The organism is Paraburkholderia sp. SEWSISQ10-3 4, from assembly GCF_030464785.1.
Lineage (GTDB): Bacteria > Pseudomonadota > Gammaproteobacteria > Burkholderiales > Burkholderiaceae > Paraburkholderia > Paraburkholderia aspalathi.
In genome coordinates, this window is record NZ_JALPRI010000004.1 from 419,984 (window position 1) to 439,438 (window position 19,455).

19 protein-coding genes are annotated in these 19,455 nt (G+C 62.5%); 8 read left to right on the forward strand and 11 right to left on the reverse strand.

Features of this window, described 5'->3' with window-relative positions; genetic code table 11:
- Position 1 precedes the first annotated feature (1 nt).
- Positions 2-1,381 (forward strand): MATE family efflux transporter, encoded by a 1,380-nt coding sequence (locus M0D68_RS13050; protein WP_256456453.1) that lies wholly within the window; start codon positions 2-4, stop codon positions 1,379-1,381.
- A gap of 241 nt (positions 1,382-1,622) precedes the next feature.
- On the opposite strand, the gene M0D68_RS13055 is transcribed toward M0D68_RS13050, so the two are convergent.
- The 3 genes from M0D68_RS13055 to M0D68_RS13065 all read right to left on the reverse strand — a co-directional run bounded on the left by M0D68_RS13055 (position 1,623) and on the right by M0D68_RS13065 (position 2,784).
- Entirely contained in the window at positions 1,623-2,033 is a 411-nt protein-coding gene (locus tag M0D68_RS13055) for a carboxymuconolactone decarboxylase family protein (protein ID WP_093632639.1), read from the reverse strand.
- Positions 1,985-2,479 carry a MerR family transcriptional regulator gene (locus M0D68_RS13060; RefSeq protein ID WP_093632638.1) on the reverse strand — a complete coding sequence of 165 codons (495 nt, stop codon included), beginning with the start codon at positions 2,477-2,479 and terminating at the stop codon, positions 1,985-1,987. Before M0D68_RS13060 ends, M0D68_RS13055 begins: the two co-directional genes overlap by 49 nt.
- 113 nt (positions 2,480-2,592) lie before the next feature.
- The gene (locus M0D68_RS13065; protein WP_200619916.1) at positions 2,593-2,784 is read right to left on the reverse strand and encodes a hypothetical protein; all 192 of its coding nucleotides are present in this window, start codon (positions 2,782-2,784) and stop codon (positions 2,593-2,595) included.
- Between M0D68_RS13065 and M0D68_RS13070 the strand changes: the two genes are divergently transcribed.
- Positions 2,783-3,370, forward strand: a complete 588-nt coding sequence (locus tag M0D68_RS13070; protein ID WP_200619915.1) for a helix-hairpin-helix domain-containing protein — start codon at positions 2,783-2,785, stop codon at positions 3,368-3,370. The genes M0D68_RS13065 and M0D68_RS13070 overlap by 2 nt on opposite strands.
- A 176-nt stretch (positions 3,371-3,546) precedes the next feature.
- Complete coding sequence (locus M0D68_RS13075) at positions 3,547-3,975, forward strand: YidB family protein (RefSeq protein ID WP_054039452.1); 429 nt, start codon at positions 3,547-3,549, stop codon at positions 3,973-3,975.
- Positions 3,976-4,118: 143 nt separating this feature from the next.
- Here M0D68_RS13075 and clpB read toward each other — a convergent pair whose 3' ends face one another.
- Positions 4,119-6,716: an ATP-dependent chaperone ClpB gene (gene clpB / locus M0D68_RS13080; RefSeq protein WP_093632636.1), complete on the reverse strand. Its 2,598-nt coding sequence runs from the start codon at positions 6,714-6,716 to the stop codon at positions 4,119-4,121.
- Between the two features lie 119 nt (positions 6,717-6,835).
- Positions 6,836-7,333, reverse strand: coding sequence for an Rrf2 family transcriptional regulator (locus tag M0D68_RS13085; RefSeq protein WP_266224466.1), 498 nt, complete (start codon positions 7,331-7,333; stop codon positions 6,836-6,838).
- 304 nt (positions 7,334-7,637) lie between these two features.
- Here M0D68_RS13085 and M0D68_RS13090 point away from each other — a divergent pair, with 304 nt between their 5' ends.
- Entirely contained in the window at positions 7,638-8,195 is a 558-nt protein-coding gene (locus tag M0D68_RS13090; protein WP_266224467.1) for a group III truncated hemoglobin, read from the forward strand.
- A gap of 12 nt (positions 8,196-8,207) precedes the next feature.
- On the opposite strand, the gene moaE is transcribed toward M0D68_RS13090, so the two are convergent.
- The 6 genes from moaE to M0D68_RS13120 all read right to left on the reverse strand — a co-directional run bounded on the left by moaE (position 8,208) and on the right by M0D68_RS13120 (position 14,870).
- Positions 8,208-8,684, reverse strand: coding sequence for a molybdopterin synthase catalytic subunit MoaE (gene moaE, locus M0D68_RS13095; protein ID WP_200619914.1), 477 nt, complete (start codon positions 8,682-8,684; stop codon positions 8,208-8,210).
- A gap of 71 nt (positions 8,685-8,755) precedes the next feature.
- The gene (moaD, locus tag M0D68_RS13100) at positions 8,756-9,013 is read right to left on the reverse strand and encodes a molybdopterin converting factor subunit 1 (protein ID WP_054039444.1); all 258 of its coding nucleotides are present in this window, start codon (positions 9,011-9,013) and stop codon (positions 8,756-8,758) included.
- 26 nt (positions 9,014-9,039) lie between these two features.
- Complete coding sequence (glp, locus tag M0D68_RS13105; protein ID WP_200619930.1) at positions 9,040-10,278, reverse strand: gephyrin-like molybdotransferase Glp; 1,239 nt, start codon at positions 10,276-10,278, stop codon at positions 9,040-9,042.
- A gap of 477 nt (positions 10,279-10,755) precedes the next feature.
- Positions 10,756-12,207: a threonine synthase gene (thrC, locus tag M0D68_RS13110; RefSeq protein ID WP_266224469.1), complete on the reverse strand. Its 1,452-nt coding sequence runs from the start codon at positions 12,205-12,207 to the stop codon at positions 10,756-10,758.
- 7 nt (positions 12,208-12,214) lie between these two features.
- The gene (locus M0D68_RS13115; protein WP_093632629.1) at positions 12,215-13,546 is read right to left on the reverse strand and encodes a homoserine dehydrogenase; all 1,332 of its coding nucleotides are present in this window, start codon (positions 13,544-13,546) and stop codon (positions 12,215-12,217) included.
- A gap of 76 nt (positions 13,547-13,622) precedes the next feature.
- On the reverse strand, positions 13,623-14,870 hold the full coding sequence (locus M0D68_RS13120) for a pyridoxal phosphate-dependent aminotransferase (protein ID WP_093632628.1): 1,248 nt from the start codon (positions 14,868-14,870) through the stop codon (positions 13,623-13,625).
- Between the two features lie 422 nt (positions 14,871-15,292).
- Here M0D68_RS13120 and M0D68_RS13125 point away from each other — a divergent pair, with 422 nt between their 5' ends.
- The 4 genes from M0D68_RS13125 to M0D68_RS13140 all read left to right on the forward strand — a co-directional run bounded on the left by M0D68_RS13125 (position 15,293) and on the right by M0D68_RS13140 (position 19,449).
- Positions 15,293-15,667, forward strand: a complete 375-nt coding sequence (locus M0D68_RS13125; RefSeq protein WP_093632627.1) for an Mth938-like domain-containing protein — start codon at positions 15,293-15,295, stop codon at positions 15,665-15,667.
- A gap of 211 nt (positions 15,668-15,878) precedes the next feature.
- Positions 15,879-17,642 carry a glycosyltransferase family 39 protein gene (locus M0D68_RS13130; RefSeq protein ID WP_266224470.1) on the forward strand — a complete coding sequence of 588 codons (1,764 nt, stop codon included), beginning with the start codon at positions 15,879-15,881 and terminating at the stop codon, positions 17,640-17,642.
- A gap of 25 nt (positions 17,643-17,667) precedes the next feature.
- Positions 17,668-18,039, forward strand: coding sequence for an SMR family transporter (locus tag M0D68_RS13135; protein ID WP_054034531.1), 372 nt, complete (start codon positions 17,668-17,670; stop codon positions 18,037-18,039).
- A gap of 258 nt (positions 18,040-18,297) precedes the next feature.
- Positions 18,298-19,449, forward strand: coding sequence for a DegT/DnrJ/EryC1/StrS aminotransferase family protein (locus M0D68_RS13140; protein ID WP_266224471.1), 1,152 nt, complete (start codon positions 18,298-18,300; stop codon positions 19,447-19,449).
- Positions 19,450-19,455 lie beyond the last annotated feature (6 nt).

The following is a 19,455-nucleotide window of genomic DNA, read 5'->3' on the forward strand; positions in this document are numbered from 1 at the left end:
CATGTTCGCCGACGTACGGAAAATCGCCGGGCTCGCATGGCCCGTGCTGATTGGCCAACTGGCGATCATCGCGTTCGGCGTGATCGACACGGCGATGGTCGGGCGCTATTCGGCCGTCGATCTCGCCGCGCTCGGCCTCGGTTCATCGATCTACATTTCCGTCTACATCGGTCTGACCGGCATCCTCACCGCGCTGCAACCGATCACCGCGCAACTCTATGGCGCGCGCCGCTATACGGAGATCGGCGAGGAAGCGCGCCAGGCCTTGTGGCTCGCGCTCGCGTTGACCGTGATCGGCTTTCTGATTCTCTATTTTCCGGGACGCGTGCTGCAGCTCGCGCGCGTGCCCGCAGCGCTGCACGAGCGCACGGTCGCCTACCTGCAGATTCTGGCGTTTGGCTTGCCGGCCGGCCTTGCCTTTCGCGTCTATAGCTCGATCACCAATGCCGTCGGCAAACCGCGGCTGGTGATGATCCTGCAGATCGGCGCACTACTGCTCAAGGTGCCGCTCAACACATGGTTCATCTTCGGCGGACTCGGTGTGCCGGCGCTCGGCGGACCGGGTTGCGCGCTTGCCAGCACCACGATCAACTGGGGGCTGGCCGTAGTGGGGATGCTGCTGTTGACGCGCGTCGACGTGTTCAAGCCGTTCGCGATCTTTGCGCACTTCTGCTGGCCCGTCTGGCGCCGGCAGGCGGCACAGTTGCGCCTCGGCATTCCGATGGGTCTGTCGTACCTGATCGAGGTCACCTCCTACACGTTCATGGCGCTCTTTATTGCGCGCTTCGGCACGACGACGCTCGCCGGCCACCAGATCGCCGGCAACATCGGTGCGGTGCTCTATATGACGCCGCTGGCGATCGGGATTGCCTCGTCGACGCTGGTCGCCCAGGCGCTCGGCGCGCATCGCCCGGAAGCGGCGCGCACGCTGTCGCGGCACGGCATCATGATGGCGGTGGCGATCGCCTTCTGTTACGGCGCGATCGTGCTGGTGCTGCGGCCGTACGTGATCGAAGGCTATACGCCGAACGCGCAGGTCGCGGCGGCGGCGATGCCGCTGGTGTTGATCGTCGTGTGCTATCACGTGTTCGATGCGTTGCAGATCACCACCGCATTCGTGCTGCGCGCGTACAAGGTGGCGGTCGTGCCGACCGTCATCTATGCGGTTGCGCTGTGGGGCGTGGGGCTCGGCGGCGGGTATCTGCTTGGCTTCAATGTCACGGGTTTCACGCCGGAGTGGCTGACCGGCGCGCGCGGTTTCTGGGTCGCCAATACGGTGAGCCTGGCGATTGCCGGGATCGGTTTGCTGTTGTACTGGCGTGGCGTAAGCAAGCGGTATTTGCGCGCTGAGGCGGTGGTCAGGGTGGATTCGGCGGCTTGAGGGGCTTGTTGGGCTCAATCGGCTTGCTGGGGTTGCCGGGCCCACCAGGTTGTCGGGAATGGTTGACCGGATTGTGGCAGCTGCGGCGCAATACCGAAGGAAAAGGCCCCAGCCATGCTAGCCAGGTTTTCAGGTTATACCGCCACCGCCACGTCGGAGTGGCACACAATAGCTGACCGTTAGTTGCATCTTGAGCCCTATAAAAAGCGGCCACCCCCGGCAGCCGCCCTTCTCTCCTGTCTCAAGCCGCTTGTGCTTCCTCCGACGCCTGATCCCGCCGCTCGAAAATCTCCCTTGCTGCGAACAGCGCGTTCAGCGCCGCCGGGAAGCCCGCATAGAGCGCCATCTGCATGAACACTTCGACGATCTCCTCGCGCGTGCAGCCGACGTTCAACGCCGCCTCGATATGCACCTTCAACTGCGGTTGCGCGCAGCCGAGCGTCGCCAGCGAGGCAATCGTCGCGATTTCTCGCGCCCGCAGATCGAGTTGCGGCCGGCTGTAAATATCGCCGAAGCCGAATTCGATCAGCAGCCGTCCAAAATCCGGCGCGATCGGCGCAAGCGCGGCGATCACCTGCTCGCCGGTCGAGCCGTCGATTTCCTTCAGTTTGTCCCAGCCTCGGGTGTAGCGATCGTTTTGTGCGTGTTCCATGGTGAGTCCTCGTCCGAATGCGAAAGTGATTGGGTTTCGTCGATCTGTCGTGTCGGCGTGCTCGCGGCGGGCGTCCGCCCAGCGGTCTCGTAATAGGCGATTTTGTCGATGATCGCGCCGAGATTGCTCTGCAACTCGGCGATCCGCGCCAAAACGGCATCCCGATGCGCCACCAGCAAGTCGCGGCGCTCACCCACCGTAGACTGACCTTCTGCCCGCAGCGCCGCGAACGCCTGCATCCCGGCGATCGGCATGCCGGTCGCCTTCAGACGCATCACGAACTGCAGCCAGTCGAGATCGGCCGGCGAATACAGGCGATGCCCCGCCTGCGTACGCCCGACCGCTCGAATCAGGCCGGCCTGCTCGTAATAGCGCAGCGTGTGAGTGGAGACGCCGATCGTTGCGGCGACCTCGCCGATGGTGAGTGCTTTTGACATTTTCGACATGACGGAACTCAGGTTAGGACTTCGAGTGCACTCTAAGTCAAGTAGAAGGCGCTGTCATTTATCTGCCTTGTCGTTATTTACGGAGGATCGATAAACTCATAACTGCTTAATCGCTAGGCAAAAGCTTCAAATATTGTCCAGCCTGATTTACTTGTCATGAATCGATCGGTATAAATCGTCGGCGTTTGCAAATAAGGGCGCGCAATTTGTTCTATGCTTAAGCGCAGCGCCTGCTGACAAGGTGCGTCGTCCCGAGTTTTCCCTTTGCGGCTAACTTTTTTTGCCCTCAATGGAGTGCTTGCCATGCTAAAGAAGCTTTTGATGCTTTGCGTTGCTTTGGCTTTGTCGCTGTCGGCCGGATTTGCGGCAGCCGTCGAAGTAAATTCCGCCGATCAGGCGGCGCTCGAATCGGTCAAGGGTATCGGGCCGGTGCATGCGAAAGCGATCATCGACGAACGCACCAAAAACGGCCCGTTCAAGGATGCCGATGATCTCGCCACCCGCGTCAAAGGCATCGGCACCAAATCGGTGACCAATCTCGAAGCAGCCGGTCTGACCATCAACGGCTCGTCCACGCCGCCTACGGGCGCCAAAGCTGCCTCGAAGTCCAGCAGCACCGCCAGCACCAAGGCGGCGCCGGCAGCCGCTCCTGCGGCGACCACCGCGGCGACGACAACAGCACCAGCGGCGCCTGCCGAAGCATCCGGCACCAAAGCATCGAAGTCGAAGAAGAAGAGCAAGGCCGCGGCATCCGACGCAGCGGCAGCTTCCGCGCCGGCCACAGCGGCCGCTGCGAGCGCGCCGGCCGACGCGTCCGGCACCAAGGCTTCGAAGAAGAAGGCGAAGAAGAGCAAGGCTGCATCGGCTGCGGCAGCCTCTGGCGGGGCGTAAATCGGGTTGAGTACCGGCCGCATGGCGGCCGCGCTGGTCACGTGCGATACGCGCGTGATGCACACGTAAGCGCGGCCCCGCTCCCGGCTACCTTCCTTCCACCGGCGCCGCGCGACCGTGCGGCGTTTTCACCCGCTGACTCGTCAAACACGGGTCGGCATTCAAGAGAGACCGTCATGAGCCTACTCGACACTATCGGTTCCCTGGTTGGCAAATCGCCTGAAGGCGGTGGCCAGCAAGCCCTCATTTCAGCCGCGCTGGAATTCGTCAACAACCAGCCGGGCGGCCTGAACGGGCTGATCAGCAGCTTCAAGGAAAAGGGGCTCGGCGACGTCGTGTCGTCGTGGGTCAGCAACGGCGAGAACCAGGCGATCTCGCCCGACGCCCTGCACAGCGTGCTTGGGTCGGACGTCGTCACCAACCTCGCAGCGAAGGCCGGCGTACAACCGGATCAGGTCACCGGTCTGCTCTCGCAGATTCTGCCGCACGTTGTCAACGCGGCCACGCCCGACGGCGAAGTCCCCGCCGAAGGCAAACTGAATTCAACGACCGTGCTCGGCGCGCTCGGCGGCTTGTCGGCGCTGTTCGGCAAGGGCAACGCGTAAGTAAGCTCGTCACCCGTCACCGCCCTGTAGCAGACGCAAGCAGGCGAAAAAAGCGGCAACGAAGTCACCTTCGTTGCCGCTTTTTAACTTTGGATGGAACGGCCCAATCTCTGCCGTTCCATCCTTAGCCCAACGCGTTTCGCTTAGTGCACGACGCGGTCGAACACCAGCTTGCCGTCTTCCACTTCGACCGGAATCACATCCTTCGGACCGAACTTGCCGGCGAGTATCAGCTTGGCGACCGGGTTCTCGATCTCCTGCTGGATTGCGCGCTTCAGCGGCCGCGCCCCGAACAGCGGATCGTAGCCGACCTTGCCGACGTGCTCGAGCGCCGCGTCCGACACCACCAATTGCATGTCGAGCTTGGCAAGCCGTTCGTGCAGACGTTGCAGCTGAATCCGCGCGATCGACTGGATGTTCGAACGGTCGAGCGCATGGAACACCACGACGTCGTCGATCCGGTTCAGGAACTCGGGCCGGAAGTGCAGCTTCACTTCTTCCCAGACCGCGTCCTTCACCGCTTCCTGCGGCTCGCCGACCATCGCCTGGATCACCTGCGAACCGAGGTTCGACGTCATCACGATCACCGTGTTCTTGAAGTCCACGGTACGGCCCTGGCCATCGGTCATGCGGCCGTCGTCGAGCACTTGCAGCAGGACGTTGAACACGTCCGGATGCGCCTTCTCGATTTCGTCGAGCAGGATCACGCTGTACGGCTTGCGGCGCACGGCTTCGGTCAGGTAACCGCCTTCCTCGTAGCCGACGTAGCCCGGCGGCGCGCCAATCAAACGCGCGACGCTATGCTTCTCCATGAATTCGCTCATGTCGATACGGATCAGATGATCTTCCGAATCGAACAGGAACGACGCCAGCGCCTTGCACAGCTCGGTCTTGCCCACGCCGGTCGGCCCGAGGAACAGGAACGAGCCATACGGCCGGTTCGGATCCGCAAGACCCGCGCGTGAACGACGAATCGCGTCGGCCACCGCGGTGATCGCTTCGTCCTGACCGACCACGCGGTCGTGCAGTTTCTCTTCGATCTGCAGCAGTTTTTCGCGCTCGCCCTGCATCATGCGCGACACCGGAATGCCGGTGGAACGCGAGACGACTTCAGCGATTTCTTCCGCGCCGACTTGCGTGCGCAACAGACGCGGCCGCGTCGGATTGTTCTGCTCCTTCGCTTCGGCCTGGGTCACTTCCTTCAACTGCGCTTCAAGACCCGGCAGCTTGCCGTACTGCAACTCGGCGACCTTCTCCAGCTTGCCTTCACGCTGCAAGCGAACGATTTCCGCACGCGTTTTTTCGATGTCTTCCTTCAGCTGCGCGCTGCCCTGCACCGCCGCTTTTTCCGCGGTCCAGATTTCTTCGAGGTCCGAATATTCGCGATCCAGCCGCTCGATTTCTTCTTCGATCAGTTGCAGACGCTTTTGCGACGCTTCGTCCTTTTCCTTCTTGACGGCTTCGCGCTCGATCTTCAATTGGATCAAACGACGGTCGAGCCGATCCATTTCTTCCGGCTTCGAGTCGATTTCCATCTTGATCTTCGAAGCGGCTTCGTCGATCAGGTCGATGGCCTTGTCCGGCAGGAAACGATCCGTGATGTAGCGATGCGACAGTTCGGCTGCCGCGACGATCGCCGGGTCGGTAATGTCGACGCCGTGATGCAGTTCGTACTTTTCCTGCAAACCGCGCAGGATCGCGATGGTCGCTTCAACCGACGGTTCGTCGACCAGCACCTTCTGGAAGCGGCGCTCGAGCGCAGCGTCTTTTTCGATGTACTTGCGATATTCATCGAGCGTGGTGGCGCCGACGCAATGCAGTTCGCCGCGCGAGAGCGCCGGCTTGAGCATGTTGCCCGCGTCCATTGCGCCTTCGGCCTTGCCCGCACCGACCATCGTGTGAATTTCGTCGATGAAGACGATGGTCTGGCCTTCGTCTTTCGCGATGTCGCTCAGCACGGCCTTCAGGCGTTCTTCGAACTCGCCGCGGTATTTTGCGCCGGCCAGCAACGCCGCCATGTCCAACGACAGCACGCGCTTGCCCTTGAGCGTTTCCGGCACTTCACCGTTGACGATACGCTGCGCGAGACCTTCGACGATCGCGGTTTTACCCACGCCCGGCTCGCCGATCAGCACCGGATTGTTTTTGGTGCGGCGTTGCAGGATCTGGATCGAACGGCGAATTTCGTCGTCACGGCCGATCACGGGGTCGAGCTTGCCGGCCCGCGCACGCTCGGTCAGGTCGACGGTGTACTTTTTCAGCGCTTCACGCTGGCTTTCGGCGTCCTGGCTATGCACTTGCGAACCGCCGCGCACCGCCGCGATCGCGCTTTCCAGCGACTTGCGCGACAGGCCGTGCTGACGCGCCAGACGCCCGGCCTCGCCTTTGTCGTCGGCAACCGCGAGCAGGAACATCTCGCTCGCGATGAATGTGTCGTTGAGTTTTTGTGCTTCCTTGTCCGCCTGGTTCAGCAAGCCGGTCAGTTCGCGGCCGATCTGCACGTTGCCATCGGTGCCCTGCACTTGCGGCAGGCGCGTAATGGCATCGTTCAGCGCAGTTTGCAGCGCCTGAACATGCACGCCGGCACGCGAGAGCAGCGAACGCGCCGACCCATCCTGCTGGGCGACGAGCGCCGAGAGGACATGAACCGGTTCGATGTATTGATTGTCGTGACCGACGGCCAGACTCTGCGCGTCGGCCAGTGCTTCCTGGAATTTAGTAGTAAGTTTGTCGATTCTCATCAAGAGACCTCCAATTTCAATTACCACCAAATTGAGGCGTTTTACGCAGGTTTCAAGCGTTTTTTTGCAATCAGCAACAACTATTTAACATTTGACGCGCGAGAACTTGCCCGCAGGTTTCAGGAAGCCGGCGTGGCGCCGCCAGTGGAAGCAACCGGCACGATCGGAATGACGGTGCTCAAACCCAGCAGCACAGCCAGCGGGCCGTGCGGCTCTGCAACCTCGCCGATGGTGTGACGATCGAGTTCGGCCAGGAACGCGTTGCGCGCCGCCTCGAGCGCGCCGCGCAGACGGCAGTGCGATGTAATGACACAGGCCCGGCGCTCGCTTTGCTGCTCCGGGAAGCAGCCGACGAGCGCAAAGTCGCTTTCCGTGGCCCGCACGATTTCGCCCACCGTCAACGCGCTGGTTTGTTCGGCCAGCCGCAGGCCGCCGTTACGCCCGCGCACCGTCTCGACCCAGCCGAGTTCGCCGAGTTGCTGCACCACCTTCATCAAATGGTTCTTGGAGATCCCGTACGCGTCCGAGATGTCCTGGATGGTCGATAAGCCTTCACCGCGGACGGTGAGGTACAGCAGGACGCGTAGTGAGTAATCCGTATAGTCGGTCAGTCTCATAAGTGCAGGTGCCACGATGAGCGCAAGCCGCGATCCGGGGGATAACCGCGTCGATGCAAGGGTTGCCGGGGGCCGTCGCTTCGCCATAAGATGCTGGCGCTACGCATGTTTTCTTATTTTGCGCTGACAGTCGGTGTTTGTCTTTCGGCAGTAATGGTAACGTTTCCCGCACGGGCCATTCATACGAAAAGCGGGGCATTCGTGGCCTACTTCCTTTTGTTTGGACACAGTTTGAGGTCATTCCTGACGGTCTGTGGCGCCATGTGGCGATTCATAATGAATAACGACTTTATCCGGAATTTGCATGAATCCGTCTTTTCCCGCCGCACCGGTTGTCGAGCGCGCCGCCGAGCCTACTGAGGCGAATATTCGCGAGCTCGTCTACGGTTTTTACGACCGGGTGCGCGCCGATCCGCTGCTGGGCCCCGTGTTCGAGGCGACGCTGGCGGGCCGCTGGGACGACCACTTGCCCAAGATGTGCACCTTCTGGGGCAGTCTGGTACTGGGCGCGAAGCAATACCGCGGCAATGTGCAGCAGGCGCATCAGCCGCTCGAGGGCGTCGAGCCGCAGCATTTCAGCCGCTGGCTGTATCTGTTCCTGGATACGGTGGAGTCGCGTTATCAGCCAGCTGCCGCGGTCCGCTTCATGGAGCCGGCGCTGCGTATCGCGCAGAGTTTGCAGTTGAGCCGCTTCGGCTGGGATTACAAGATTCCGGCGGAGCAGCAGGCGTTGCTGGAGCGGGTCGCGCCAAAGCGGCGGCGGGACGATGACTCGGACGAAGCGCATGCGCCGGGCACCTCGGCGCGGCGACCGGGTGAGCCGTTTCCGACTAGGATCATCGGCAAGGGGAAGACTGACTGACCGGGCGCCCGCCTAATCCTCTTCCTCGTTACCCGGTTCGATGCCCCAACGGGCCAGCGCCGCATCGTCGGCGACGCGGGCATCCACCCAGCGCTCGCCCTCTTCGGTTTTCTCTTTCTTCCAGAACGGCGCCTGGGTCTTCAGATAGTCCATCACGAACTCACACGACGCGAAGGCGTCGCCCCGATGCGCGGCGGTGGTCGCCACCAGCACGATCTGGTCGAGCGGATAAAGCTTGCCGACCCGATGCACGATCAGCACCTCGATCCCCGGCCAACGCTCGCGCGCGCTCACGACGATCGTTTCCAGCGATTTCTCCGTCATGCCCGGATAGTGCTCGAGCTCCATCGTTTCGACCGTGCTGCCGTCGTTCAGGTCGCGCACGGTGCCGACAAAACAGGCCACCGCGCCGATTTTCGGATTGCGCGCGCGCAACGCGGCAACCTCGGCGGTGAGGTCGAAGTCTTCCGTCTGGACACGAACGGGCATCTCTGGCTCCTGGGCGGCTTGGCGAGGTTTAGCGTGATTTGGCAGGTTTTTTAGCGGCGATCCAGCGCGTTTCAACCGCCGGTGACGGGCGGAAAGAACGCGACCTCGCAGCCTTCGGTGACGCGTGTGCCGGCATCGGTCATCACGTGATTGCAGGCCATGCGCAGCGCGCGGCCTTCGGCAAGGGTATCGGCCCAGATGCCGCCGCGCACGCGCAACCAGGCACGCACGTCGCCAACGGTCGCGATGCCGTCTGGCAGATCGACCGTTTCGTCGGCGGTTTCGAGCGCTTCGCGCACGCTTGCAAAATATCGGAGTTGAATCTTCATCGGGAAACCGCCGGCTGTGGCGGGCCTCAGTTCAGCAATTCGGAAAAAGGGATGAAACGCACGGTCTCGCCGGCGCTGATCGCATGATTCGGCGGATTGTCGATCAGGCCGTCGCCCCACACGGTCGACGTCAGCACGGCCGAGCTCTGATTCGGAAACAGATCGAGGCCGCCGGCCGGATTGATGCGCGCGCGCAGGAATTCGTTGCGCCGGTCGGCCTTCTTCTGCGTGAAATCCGCGCGCAAAGACAGCGCGCGCGGCTCAACTGTCTGCATGCCGGCCAGAAGCAGGACGAACGGGCGAACGAACAGTAAAAAGGTCGCGAAGCTGGAAACCGGATTGCCCGGCAGGCCAATGAAGAAGGTTTCGACTGAAGCTGTCGCAGCCGCATCTGCCTGCTGCGCGGCACGGCGCACCGCGCCGAAGGCGAGCGGCTTGCCCGGTTTCATCGCGATCTGCCACATCGACAGGCGTCCCTCCGCCTCGACCGCCGGCTTGACGTGATCTTCCTCGCCGACCGACACGCCGCCGCAGGTAAGGATCAGATCGTGCGCTTGCGCGGCTTCACGTAACGTCGCGCGAGTCGCGTCGAGTTTATCGGGGACGATGCCGTAGTCGGTTACCTCACAGCCGAGCTTTTCCAGCAGGCCGCGCAGCGTGAAACGGTTCGAGTTGTAGATCGCGCCGGGTTTCAGCGGTTCTCCGGGCATGGTCAGTTCGTCGCCGGTGAAGAACACGGCGACTTTTACGCGGCGGCGCACCTGGAGTTCGGCGCAGCCGACTGAGGCTGCGAGTCCTAATGCTTGCGGTGTCAGGCGAGTGCCGGCTGGAAGGATGATCGAACCGCTGCGGATGTCCGCGCCTTGGGCCGTGATCCATTCGCCGGGTGCCGGGTTGTGGAGGATCGTGACTTCGTTGCCGGCGGCCTCGGTTTGCTCCTGCATCACGATGGCGTCGGCGCCTGGCGGCACCGTGGCGCCGGTGAAGATGCGGGCTGCCGTGCCGGGTTTTAACGGCTCGGGTGCGTGGCCGGCTGGAATGCGTTGCGAAACTGGCAGGCGGCGGTCGCCATCGGTTGCCAGATCTTCTGTGCGGATCGCGTAGCCGTCCATTGAACTGGTGTTCATGGGGGGGACGTCGAGCGGCGAAATAACGTCTGCCGATAGCACGCGGTTGAGGGCGTCTAGCGTGGGGATCGATTCTGTGCCGGGGATTGGGCTCGCTGCGCTGAGCAAGGTCGCCAACGCTTCGGCGGTGGAGAGCATCGGGGCGCGGGGCGTTGGGGTGGACATCTTCTGGTCTCGAAGCCGCTGGTTAAAGGAATATTGTAGCGGTCGAGCGTGGGGGCCGGTGGCGGGTGGGTGTTATGGTGGTTTTTTTGCCTGCTCGGCGGTTGTTTGTCCGTGTTCCTGGGGCTTTGGGCTTTCCTTGTTCTGGCTTTGGTGCCTTTCCTTGATTTGTTAGTGGTCTATTAGCGTTGCCCCTGTGCGGGGCGGCACTTACTTTCTTTGCCGCCGCAAAGAAAGATAAGCAAAGAAAGCGGCTCAAACCGCTAATGCTAAGTGGGCACCGTGGTCTGCCACGGGTAGTGGTGCATCTGGAATCTGTGTTCGTGCACCTGCATGCGCTTGTGACAAGGGCATCATTCTTCCGGCGGCGCTGCGCGCGCCGACGAGTATTTCTTTAAACCAATCTCGCCCCTTGCATCGAGCGCGACGCAGTCGCGCTCGATGCTCGCGGTGTTATTCGCTCGTGTTTGCGACGATGTAGTCCTTCACGCGCTGCGCGTTCGCCGGCAGCACTTCGAATCGCTGCGGTAGCGATTCCAAGCCTGAGAATGCGGCGGGGCGCTCCGGTTCGCGTAGCAGCGCTTCGCGGATCGTTTCGCCGAACTTGATCGGTTGCGCCGTCTCCAGCACGATCATTGGGATGCCGGCCTGCAAATGCTCGCGTGCCACCTTCAGGCCGTCTGCCGTGTGCGTGTCGATCATCGTGTCGTAACGCTCGAAGACGTCGCGGATCGCGTCCACGCGGTCCTCGTGGCTGCTGCGGCCCGATACGAAACCGAATTCCTTCACTCGCGCAAAATCACCGCTTGCCGCCAGGTCGAAACCGCCCTTCTCTTCGACGTCGCGGAATAGTTGCAGCACGCGCGCCGGGTCGCGGCCCAGCAGGTCGAACACGAAACGCTCGAAGTTCGATGCCTTCGAAATGTCCATGCTCGGACTGCTCGTGTGGTACGTCTCGGCCGCCTTGCGCACGCGGTAAATGCCCGTGCGGAAGAACTCGTCCAGTACGTCGTTTTCGTTCGTCGCGACCACCAGCTTCTCGATCGGCAAACCCATCATGCGCGCGATGTGGCCCGCACATACGTTGCCGAAATTGCCCGACGGCACCGTGAACGAGACGCGCTCGTCGTTCGACTTCGTCGCGGCAAAGTAGCCCTTGAAGTAGTACACGACCTGCGCCACGACGCGCGCCCAGTTGATCGAGTTGACCGTGCCGATCTTGTACTTCGCCTTGAACGCGTGGTCGTTCGAAACCGCCTTCACGATGTCCTGGGCGTCGTCGAACACGCCTTCGACCGCGATGTTGAAAATGTTCGGGTCCTGCAGGCTGTACATCTGTGCAGTCTGGAACGCGCTCATCTTCTTGTGCGGCGAGAGCATGAAGACGCTGATGCCTTTCTTGCCGCGCATCGCGTATTCCGCTGCGCTGCCGGTGTCGCCCGAGGTTGCGCCCAAGATGTTCAGCGTCTCGCCGTGTCTGGCCAGCGCGTACTCAAACAGGTTGCCGATCAGTTGCATCGCCATGTCCTTGAACGCGAGCGTCGGACCGTTCGACAGTTCCAGTAGCGACAGCGGCGCGCCGTTCTCGACGCCCAGCGTCTTCAACGGCGTGATCTGCGCGGCGCTTTCGTCGTCGCGCACGTGGCAATACGTCTCGGCCGTGTAGGTCTTGCGCGTCAGCGCGCGCAGGTCTTCGGCGGGGATGTCGTCGCTGAATTTCGACAGGATTTCGAACGCGAGATCCGCGTACGGCAGCGTGCGCCAGCGCGCCAGTTCGTCAGCCGTGACGCGCGGATATTCCGCCGGCAGATACAGGCCGCCGTCTTTCGCAAGACCGCCCAGCAGAATGTCGGAAAACGTATGGTGCTCGCCGGCTCCGGCGCCGCGCGTAGAGAGGTAGTTCATATTCGGCCTAGTTCAGCGCTTCCATGCGCAGCTTCGTGACTTGCGAGACAACGGTCTTCAGTGCTTCGATCGTCTTGATCGCCGCGTTGACGTTCTTTTCAACCGTTTCGTGCGTAATCAGGATGATGTCGGTTTCACCCTTGCCGTTCGCATCGACCTGCTCCGATTCCTTCTGCAGCAGCGCGTCGATCGAAATGCCCCGATCCGCGAGGATGCGCGTGATGTCGGCCAGCACGCCCGTCACGTCCGCCACGCGCAGGCGCAGGTAGTAGCCACTCGTCACTTCGTCGATCGGCAGGATCGGCGTGCTCGACAGGCTGTCCGGCTGGAACGCCAGATGCGGCACGCGATGCTCCGGGTCCGCCGTATGCAGACGCGTCACGTCGACCAGATCGGCCACCACGGCGGAGGCCGTCGGCTCCGCGCCCGCGCCCTTGCCGTAGTACAGCGTGGAGCCCACCGCGTCGCCGTGTACGACGACCGCGTTCATCGCGCCTTCCACGTTCGCCAGCAGGCGTTTTTCCGGAATCAGCGTGGGATGCACGCGCAATTCGATGCCCTTGTCCGTACGGCGCGAGATGCCAAGCAGCTTGATGCGGTAGCCAAGTTCTTCAGCGTATTTGATGTCGATTGCCGCCAGTTTGCTGATGCCTTCGACGTACGCCTTGTCGAACTGCACCGGCACGCCGAACGCGATCGCGCTCATGATCGTCGCCTTGTGGGCGGCGTCCACGCCTTCGATGTCGAAGGTCGGATCGGCTTCCGCGTAACCCAGCTCCTGCGCGGCCTTCAAGGCGGTCGCGAAATCGAGCCCGCGGTCGCGCATCTCCGAGAGGATGTAGTTCGTCGTGCCGTTGATGATGCCGGCGATGTACTGGATGCGATTGGCCGTGAGCCCTTCGCGCAGCGCCTTGATGATCGGAATGCCACCCGCCACCGCCGCCTCGAACGCCACCATCACGCCGTTGGCGCGCGCCGCTTCGAAAATCTCCGTACCGTGCACGGCGAGCAGCGCCTTGTTGGCGGTGACCACATGCTTGCGGTTCTTGATCGCGCGTAGGACGAGGTCGCGCGCAACGCCCGTGCCGCCGATCATTTCCGCCACGATATCGATCGACGGATCGTCCACCACCGCGTTGAAGTCATCGGTCAGCGCCACGGTGCCGGCCTCGCTGCCGAGTGCCGCAGTCGCCTTGGCGGGATTGCGCACGGCAATGCGCGCAATCTCAATGCCGCGGCCCGCGCGGCGTTTGATTTCTTCCTGATTGCGGCGCAGTACCGTGAAGGTGCCGCTGCCTACCGTGCCGAAGCCCAGCAGTCCAACTTTGATCGGTTCCATGCAGCGTGTGTTTTCGAGTAAGGGATTAAAAGGAAACTGGGGCTGACAGCGGCGCGCGCCGGGCGCGCCGTCCATCTCAAGCCGTGTGGCGTTTGCGGTAGCCGTCGAGGAAGCGCGCGATCCGGTTGATCGAATCCGCGAGGTCGTCCACGTTCGGCAGGAACACGACGCGGAAGTGATCCGGCGTCTTCCAGTTGAAACCGGTGCCTTGAACCAGCAGCACGCGCTCTTCCAGCAGGAGGTCGAGGATGAACTGCTGGTCGTCCTGGATCGGATAAATCTTCGGATCGAGGCGCGGAAACATATACAGCGCCGCCTCGGGCTTCACGCAACTCACGCCGGGGATGGCCGTCAGCATGTCGTACGCGAGTTCGCGCTGTTTGTACAGGCGCCCACTCGGCACGATCAGGTCGTTGATGCTCTGATAGCCGCCGAGCGCGGTCTGGATCGCGTACTGGCCGGGCACGTTCGGACACAGGCGCATCGAGGCCAGAATGCCGAGCCCTTCGAAGTAGTCTTTGCCATTGCGGCGATTCTCGCCGGTCAGGCCCGAAATGAACATCCAGCCTGCGCGGTAGCCGCACGAACGGTAACTCTTCGAGAGGCTGTTAAATGTGACAGTGAGCACGTCTTCTGAGAGCGCGGCCACTGACGTGTGCTTCTTGCCGTCGTAGACGATCTTGTCGTAGACCTCGTCGGCAAAGATCACGAGGCCATGCTGGCGGGCGATCTCGATCAGGCCGAGCAACAGTTCGTCCGAGTACAGCGCGCCGGTGGGGTTGTTCGGATTGATGACGACGAGCGCACGCGTATTCGGCGTGATTTTCGCGCGAATGTCGTCCAGATCGGGCATCCAGCTGTTCGATTCGTCGCAGATGTAATGCACGGGCGTGCCGCCCGACAGGCTGACGCCGGCGGTCCACAGCGGGTAGTCCGGCGCGGGCAGCAAGACTTCGTCGCCGTCGTTCAAGAGGCCCTGCAGCGCCATCACAATCAGCTCGGAGGCACCGTTGCCGATGTAAATGTCGTCCAGTTCGACGCCGTGCACGCCCTTTTGCTGCGTGTAATGCATGATCGCCTTGCGCGCGGCGAACACACCCTTGGAATCCGAGTAGCCGGACGAGCCCGGCAGATTCAGGATCATGTCCTGGATGATTTCATCCGGCGCGTCAAAGCCGAACGGCGCGAGATTGCCGATGTTCAGCTTGATGATGCGGTGGCCCTCTTCTTCGAGGCGCTTCGCATGTTCGAGGACGGGCCCGCGAATGTCGTAGCAGACATTCAACAACTTGTTGGATTTGAGAATCGGTTTCACGGCGGGCACTTCATCCTGTTGATGGGCTTGGGCGAACAAGCGGGGGCGGAAAAACCGGGACCCGGGCAAGTCCGCCGATACGGGGAATTATGACGCGGCACGCTCGCCAGAGACGAGAAAAGCAGACGAAATGCAGGCAAAACCAGGGCAGGTAGCCGATGGGCCGCGCCCGTCCTCTCAGGGCGGCTTATGACAGCACATGAGGGGGCACTCGAGCGAGGGGCGCCGCAAGGCGGCTAAAAAGTTATAATTTAGCGGATTTTGGCCGACTTCCGCAATGCACCAACCGCAACGGCAAGGCTTTTCGGCCGCTTCTGTGTCACTCGCTGTGCCACTCGCGTGTCCCACTCGCGTCAAACCGCCCTGCTTCCGTTCTGCCAGGTCAGGCCGCCAACACGCATGATGTCTCACGACGACTTCGGAAAACGAATTTGAAATTACATCAGGATTCCAGCGGCGCCCTTAATACCGTCACCGGTTACGGCGCCGGCTATGTCGAAATCAATCTGGTGCGCCACGCCGGCAGCATTCTCCTGCTGCCGGAAGCCCCGGTTATCCCTTGGCCCGTCTCCTCGTTCGAAGACCTGAGCGCCGAGCACTTCGCCATGCTGGTGGACGCCGCGCCCGAAGTGGTCATATTCGGCAGCGGTGAGCGCCTGCGCTTTCCCCATCCGCGCCTGACCGCCGCGCTCACCGCCAAACGCATCGGCGTCGAAACGATGGACTTCAAGGCCGCCTGCCGCACCTACAACATTCTGATGGCCGAGGGCCGCAAGGTCGCGGCCGCGTTGCTGATCGAAGGCTAGAGGCGGCGGGCAGCGAGCGTTTGCCTGACGTGCCGACAGCGGCCGCGAGGCATGGCAGCCGCCGCGTGCGCATCGCCGGACCGGCCGCGCGCCCTCGCCGCGCCACGGCCGATAACGTACACTGCGCGCCATTGGCGCCATGCTGGCGATCGCCATTTTCAGATAACACTGCCTCGCTGCCCACGCGGCGTCGCCAACAAGGTTGAAATTCATGAACGATACGCCGACGAGGCTACCGCTCAACCGCACCACGATCCTGCTGCTGGTGCTGGCCCTCGCCGTAATCTGGTTCGTGCCGCTCGGCTGGCGGCATCTGCTGCCGAGCGACGAAGGCCGCTACGCCGAAATGGCGCGCGAAATGTTCGTCACCGGCGACTGGATCACGCCGCGCTACAACGGCTACAAGTATTTTGAGAAGCCACCGCTGCAAACCTGGCTCAACGCGCTCACGTTCGCGTGGTTCGGCATCGGCGAATGGCAGGCGCGCCTCTACACCGCGCTGACGGGCTTTGCCGGCGTGCTGTTGATCGGTTTCACCGGTGCGCGCGTGTTCAATGCGGCGACCGGCGTGTTCGCGGCGATCGTGCTGGCCACGTCGCCGTACTGGAACCTGATGGGCCACTTCAACACGCTCGACATGGGCCTGTCGTTCTGGATGGAACTGACGCTCTGCGCGCTGCTGCTCGCGCAGCGCGCCAACCTGCCGACGGCCAACGTGCGGGCATGGATGTGGGTGTGCTGGGGGGCGATGGCGCTGGCGGTACTGTCCAAGGGCCTCGTCGGCGTGATCCTGCCAGGTGCGGTGCTGGTGCTGTACACCCTCGTCGCACGCGACTGGGCCGTATGGAAGCGCCTGCATCTGATCGGCGGCCTGATCGTGTTCTTCGCGATCGTCACGCCATGGTTCGTGCTGGTGCAGCAGCGCAACCCGGAATTCCTGAACTTCTTCTTCATCGTTCAACAATTCAAGCGCTATCTGACGCCTGAACAGAACCGCCCGGGGCCGTTCTACTATTTCGTGCCGGTGCTGCTGGTCGGCTTCCTGCCGTGGTTGTCGGTGACCTTCCAGAGCGTGCGCCATGCCTGGCGCCTGCCGCGCCAGCCGAACGGCTTCGCGCCGGTCACGCTGATGCTGGTGTGGACCGCGTTCATCTTTCTGTTCTTCAGCGCATCGCACTCCAAGCTGCTCTCGTACACGCTGCCGATCGCGCCGTCGATCGCCCTGGTGATCGGTATGTACCTGCCGCTCGTCACCCGTGACCAGTTGCGCCGCCATCTGGCCGGCTATGCGCTGTTTCTCGTCGTCGCCGCGTTTGCCGCGCTGTTCATGGCGCGCTTCGGCAACGCGCGCAACCCGACCGAGCTGTACGTCGAATACCGCAGCTGGGTGCTGGCGGCGCTCGGCGCTGCCTTCGTGGTCACGCTGTTCGCGCTGTGGCTGAACCGCCGCAGCCGCGCCGGCACGCTTGGCGCTGTCGCGAGCTTTGGCGCGGCGTGGCTACTGCTCGGCACAATCGCAGGCACAGGTCACGACGTGTTCGGCCGCCTGAGTTCCGGCGCGCCGCTCGCGCCCGCGATCAAGGCCGAGATCGCGAAGTTGCCGGCCGATACGCCGTTCTATTCGGTCGGCGTGCTCGATCATACGATGCCGTTCTACGTCGACCACACGATGATCATGGTCGAACATCCGGACGAACTGGCGTTCGGCATATCCGTCGAACCGCAGAAATGGGTGCCGACGGTCGACGCGTGGGTCGAGCGCTGGAAGGCCGATCGCTATGCGCTCGCGCTGATCCCGCCGTCGACTTACGACAGCCTGCTCAAAGAGGGGCTGCCGATGCAGGTGATCGCGCGCGACTCTCGCCGGGTGGTGGTGACGAAGCCCGCGGCGGTGGCCGCGCCCGCATCCGGCGCTGCGACGCAGAACGCACCGGCGCCCGACGCACCCGTGCCAGTGGAAAAACCACAACAATGACCCCATCTCAGGAACTGACCGTTCGATGAACCCGATTTCGCTCTTTTGTATCCTCGCAGGCGTCACGTTGAACGCCGGTGCGCAGTTGCTGCTCAAAGCCGGAACGAATGCCGTTGGACACTTCGAATTCACCCGTGCGAACATCCTGCCCATCGCCTTTCGCCTCGCGACCCAGCCGCCGATCATCGGCGGGCTGGCCTGTTATGTGATCAGCGTGGGCGTATGGGTGATCGGACTCTCGCGGGTGGACGTGTCGATCGCCTATCCGATGCTGTCGCTCGGATACGTCGTCAACGCGTTCGCGGCGTGGTATCTATTCGGCGAAGTGATGTCGGTACAGAAGCTGGTGGGGATCGGCGTCATCCTGATCGGCGTGGTCGTCCTGGCGCGCAGCTAGGCGGCACAGCCCCGGCAGCACGGTGCCGGGCACGATTTATTACCGTTTATTGCGCTGCACCGATGCACGCGCCGCGAAAATGCTGGCGGAAAAAGATGCGGTAAGCCGGGCACCGCCGCCGGCTAAGTAAAACGTAAGCTTGGCCGCGGTAAGCTTGGCGGTTACGCCCTTTTTTAGTCGTGGCCTTGGGTTTGCGCTTAGTTTGTGATCTACTTCGCGCCCTTCGGGTTGCGCCCCTTTCAATCGAGCGAAGCATTCATGAGCCAGTCAACAGTCCCGTTTTTGCCGTTTGTCAAACCTGAGATCGATGAAGAAACGATTCAGGGCGTCGCCGACGTGCTCCGCTCCGGTTGGATCACCACCGGCCCGCAGAACCAGAAGTTCGAAGCGGCGTTGTCCGAGTTCTGCGGCGGCCGTCCGGTGCGCACGTTCAACTCCGGCACTGCGACGCTCGAAATCGGATTGCGCATCGCCGGTGTGGGCGAAGGCGACGAAGTCATCACCACCCCCGCCTCGTGGGTTGCGACCAGCAATGTGGTCTACGAAGTCGGCGCGACGCCAGTGTTCGTCGACATCGATCCGGTGACTCGCAACATCGACCTGGATCTGCTGGAAAAGGCCATCACGCCGCGCACCAAAGCGATCATTCCGGTGTACCTGTCGGGCCTGCCGGTCGACATGGACCGGCTGTACGAGATTGCCCGCGCCCACGAGCTGCGCGTGATCGAAGACGCCGCGCAGGCGTTCGGCTCGACGTGGAAAGGCGAGCGCATCGGCAAACTCGGCGATATCGTCTCGTTCAGCTTCCACGCAAACAAGAATCTGACCTCGATCGAAGGCGGCGCCCTGGTGCTGAACAATGAGGAAGAAGCCGTCCTCGCGCAGAAGTACCGCCTGCAAGGCATCACCCGCACCGGCTTTGACGGCATGGACTGCGACCTGCTGGGCGGCAAGTACAACCTGACGGACGTTGCCGCGCGTGTCGGCCTTGGCCAGATGCCGCATCTCGAACGCTTCATTGCGCAGCGCAAGAAACTGGCGCGCGCGTACTTCGCGGGCTTCGAAGGCGGCGCGGCGGCCAAACTGGGCGTCGGCCTGCCGCTGGCGGATTTTGAAAACAGCAACTGGCACATGTTCCTGATCACGCTGCCGCTCGAAAAACTCTCGATCGACCGCGCCGGCTTCATGGGCCAGTTGAAGGAACGCGGCATCGGTTCGGGCGTGCACTACCCGGCGATTCACCTGTTCTCGCTGTACCGCGCGAAGGGCTTCAAGGAAGGCATGTTCCCGCACGCGGAGCGCTATGGCGCCAGCACGGTCACGCTGCCGCTGTTCACGCTGATGAACGAGGGCGACGTGGAGCGGGTCTGCCGCGCGGTCAATGAAATTTGCGAACAATACGGAAAATAAGCGGAA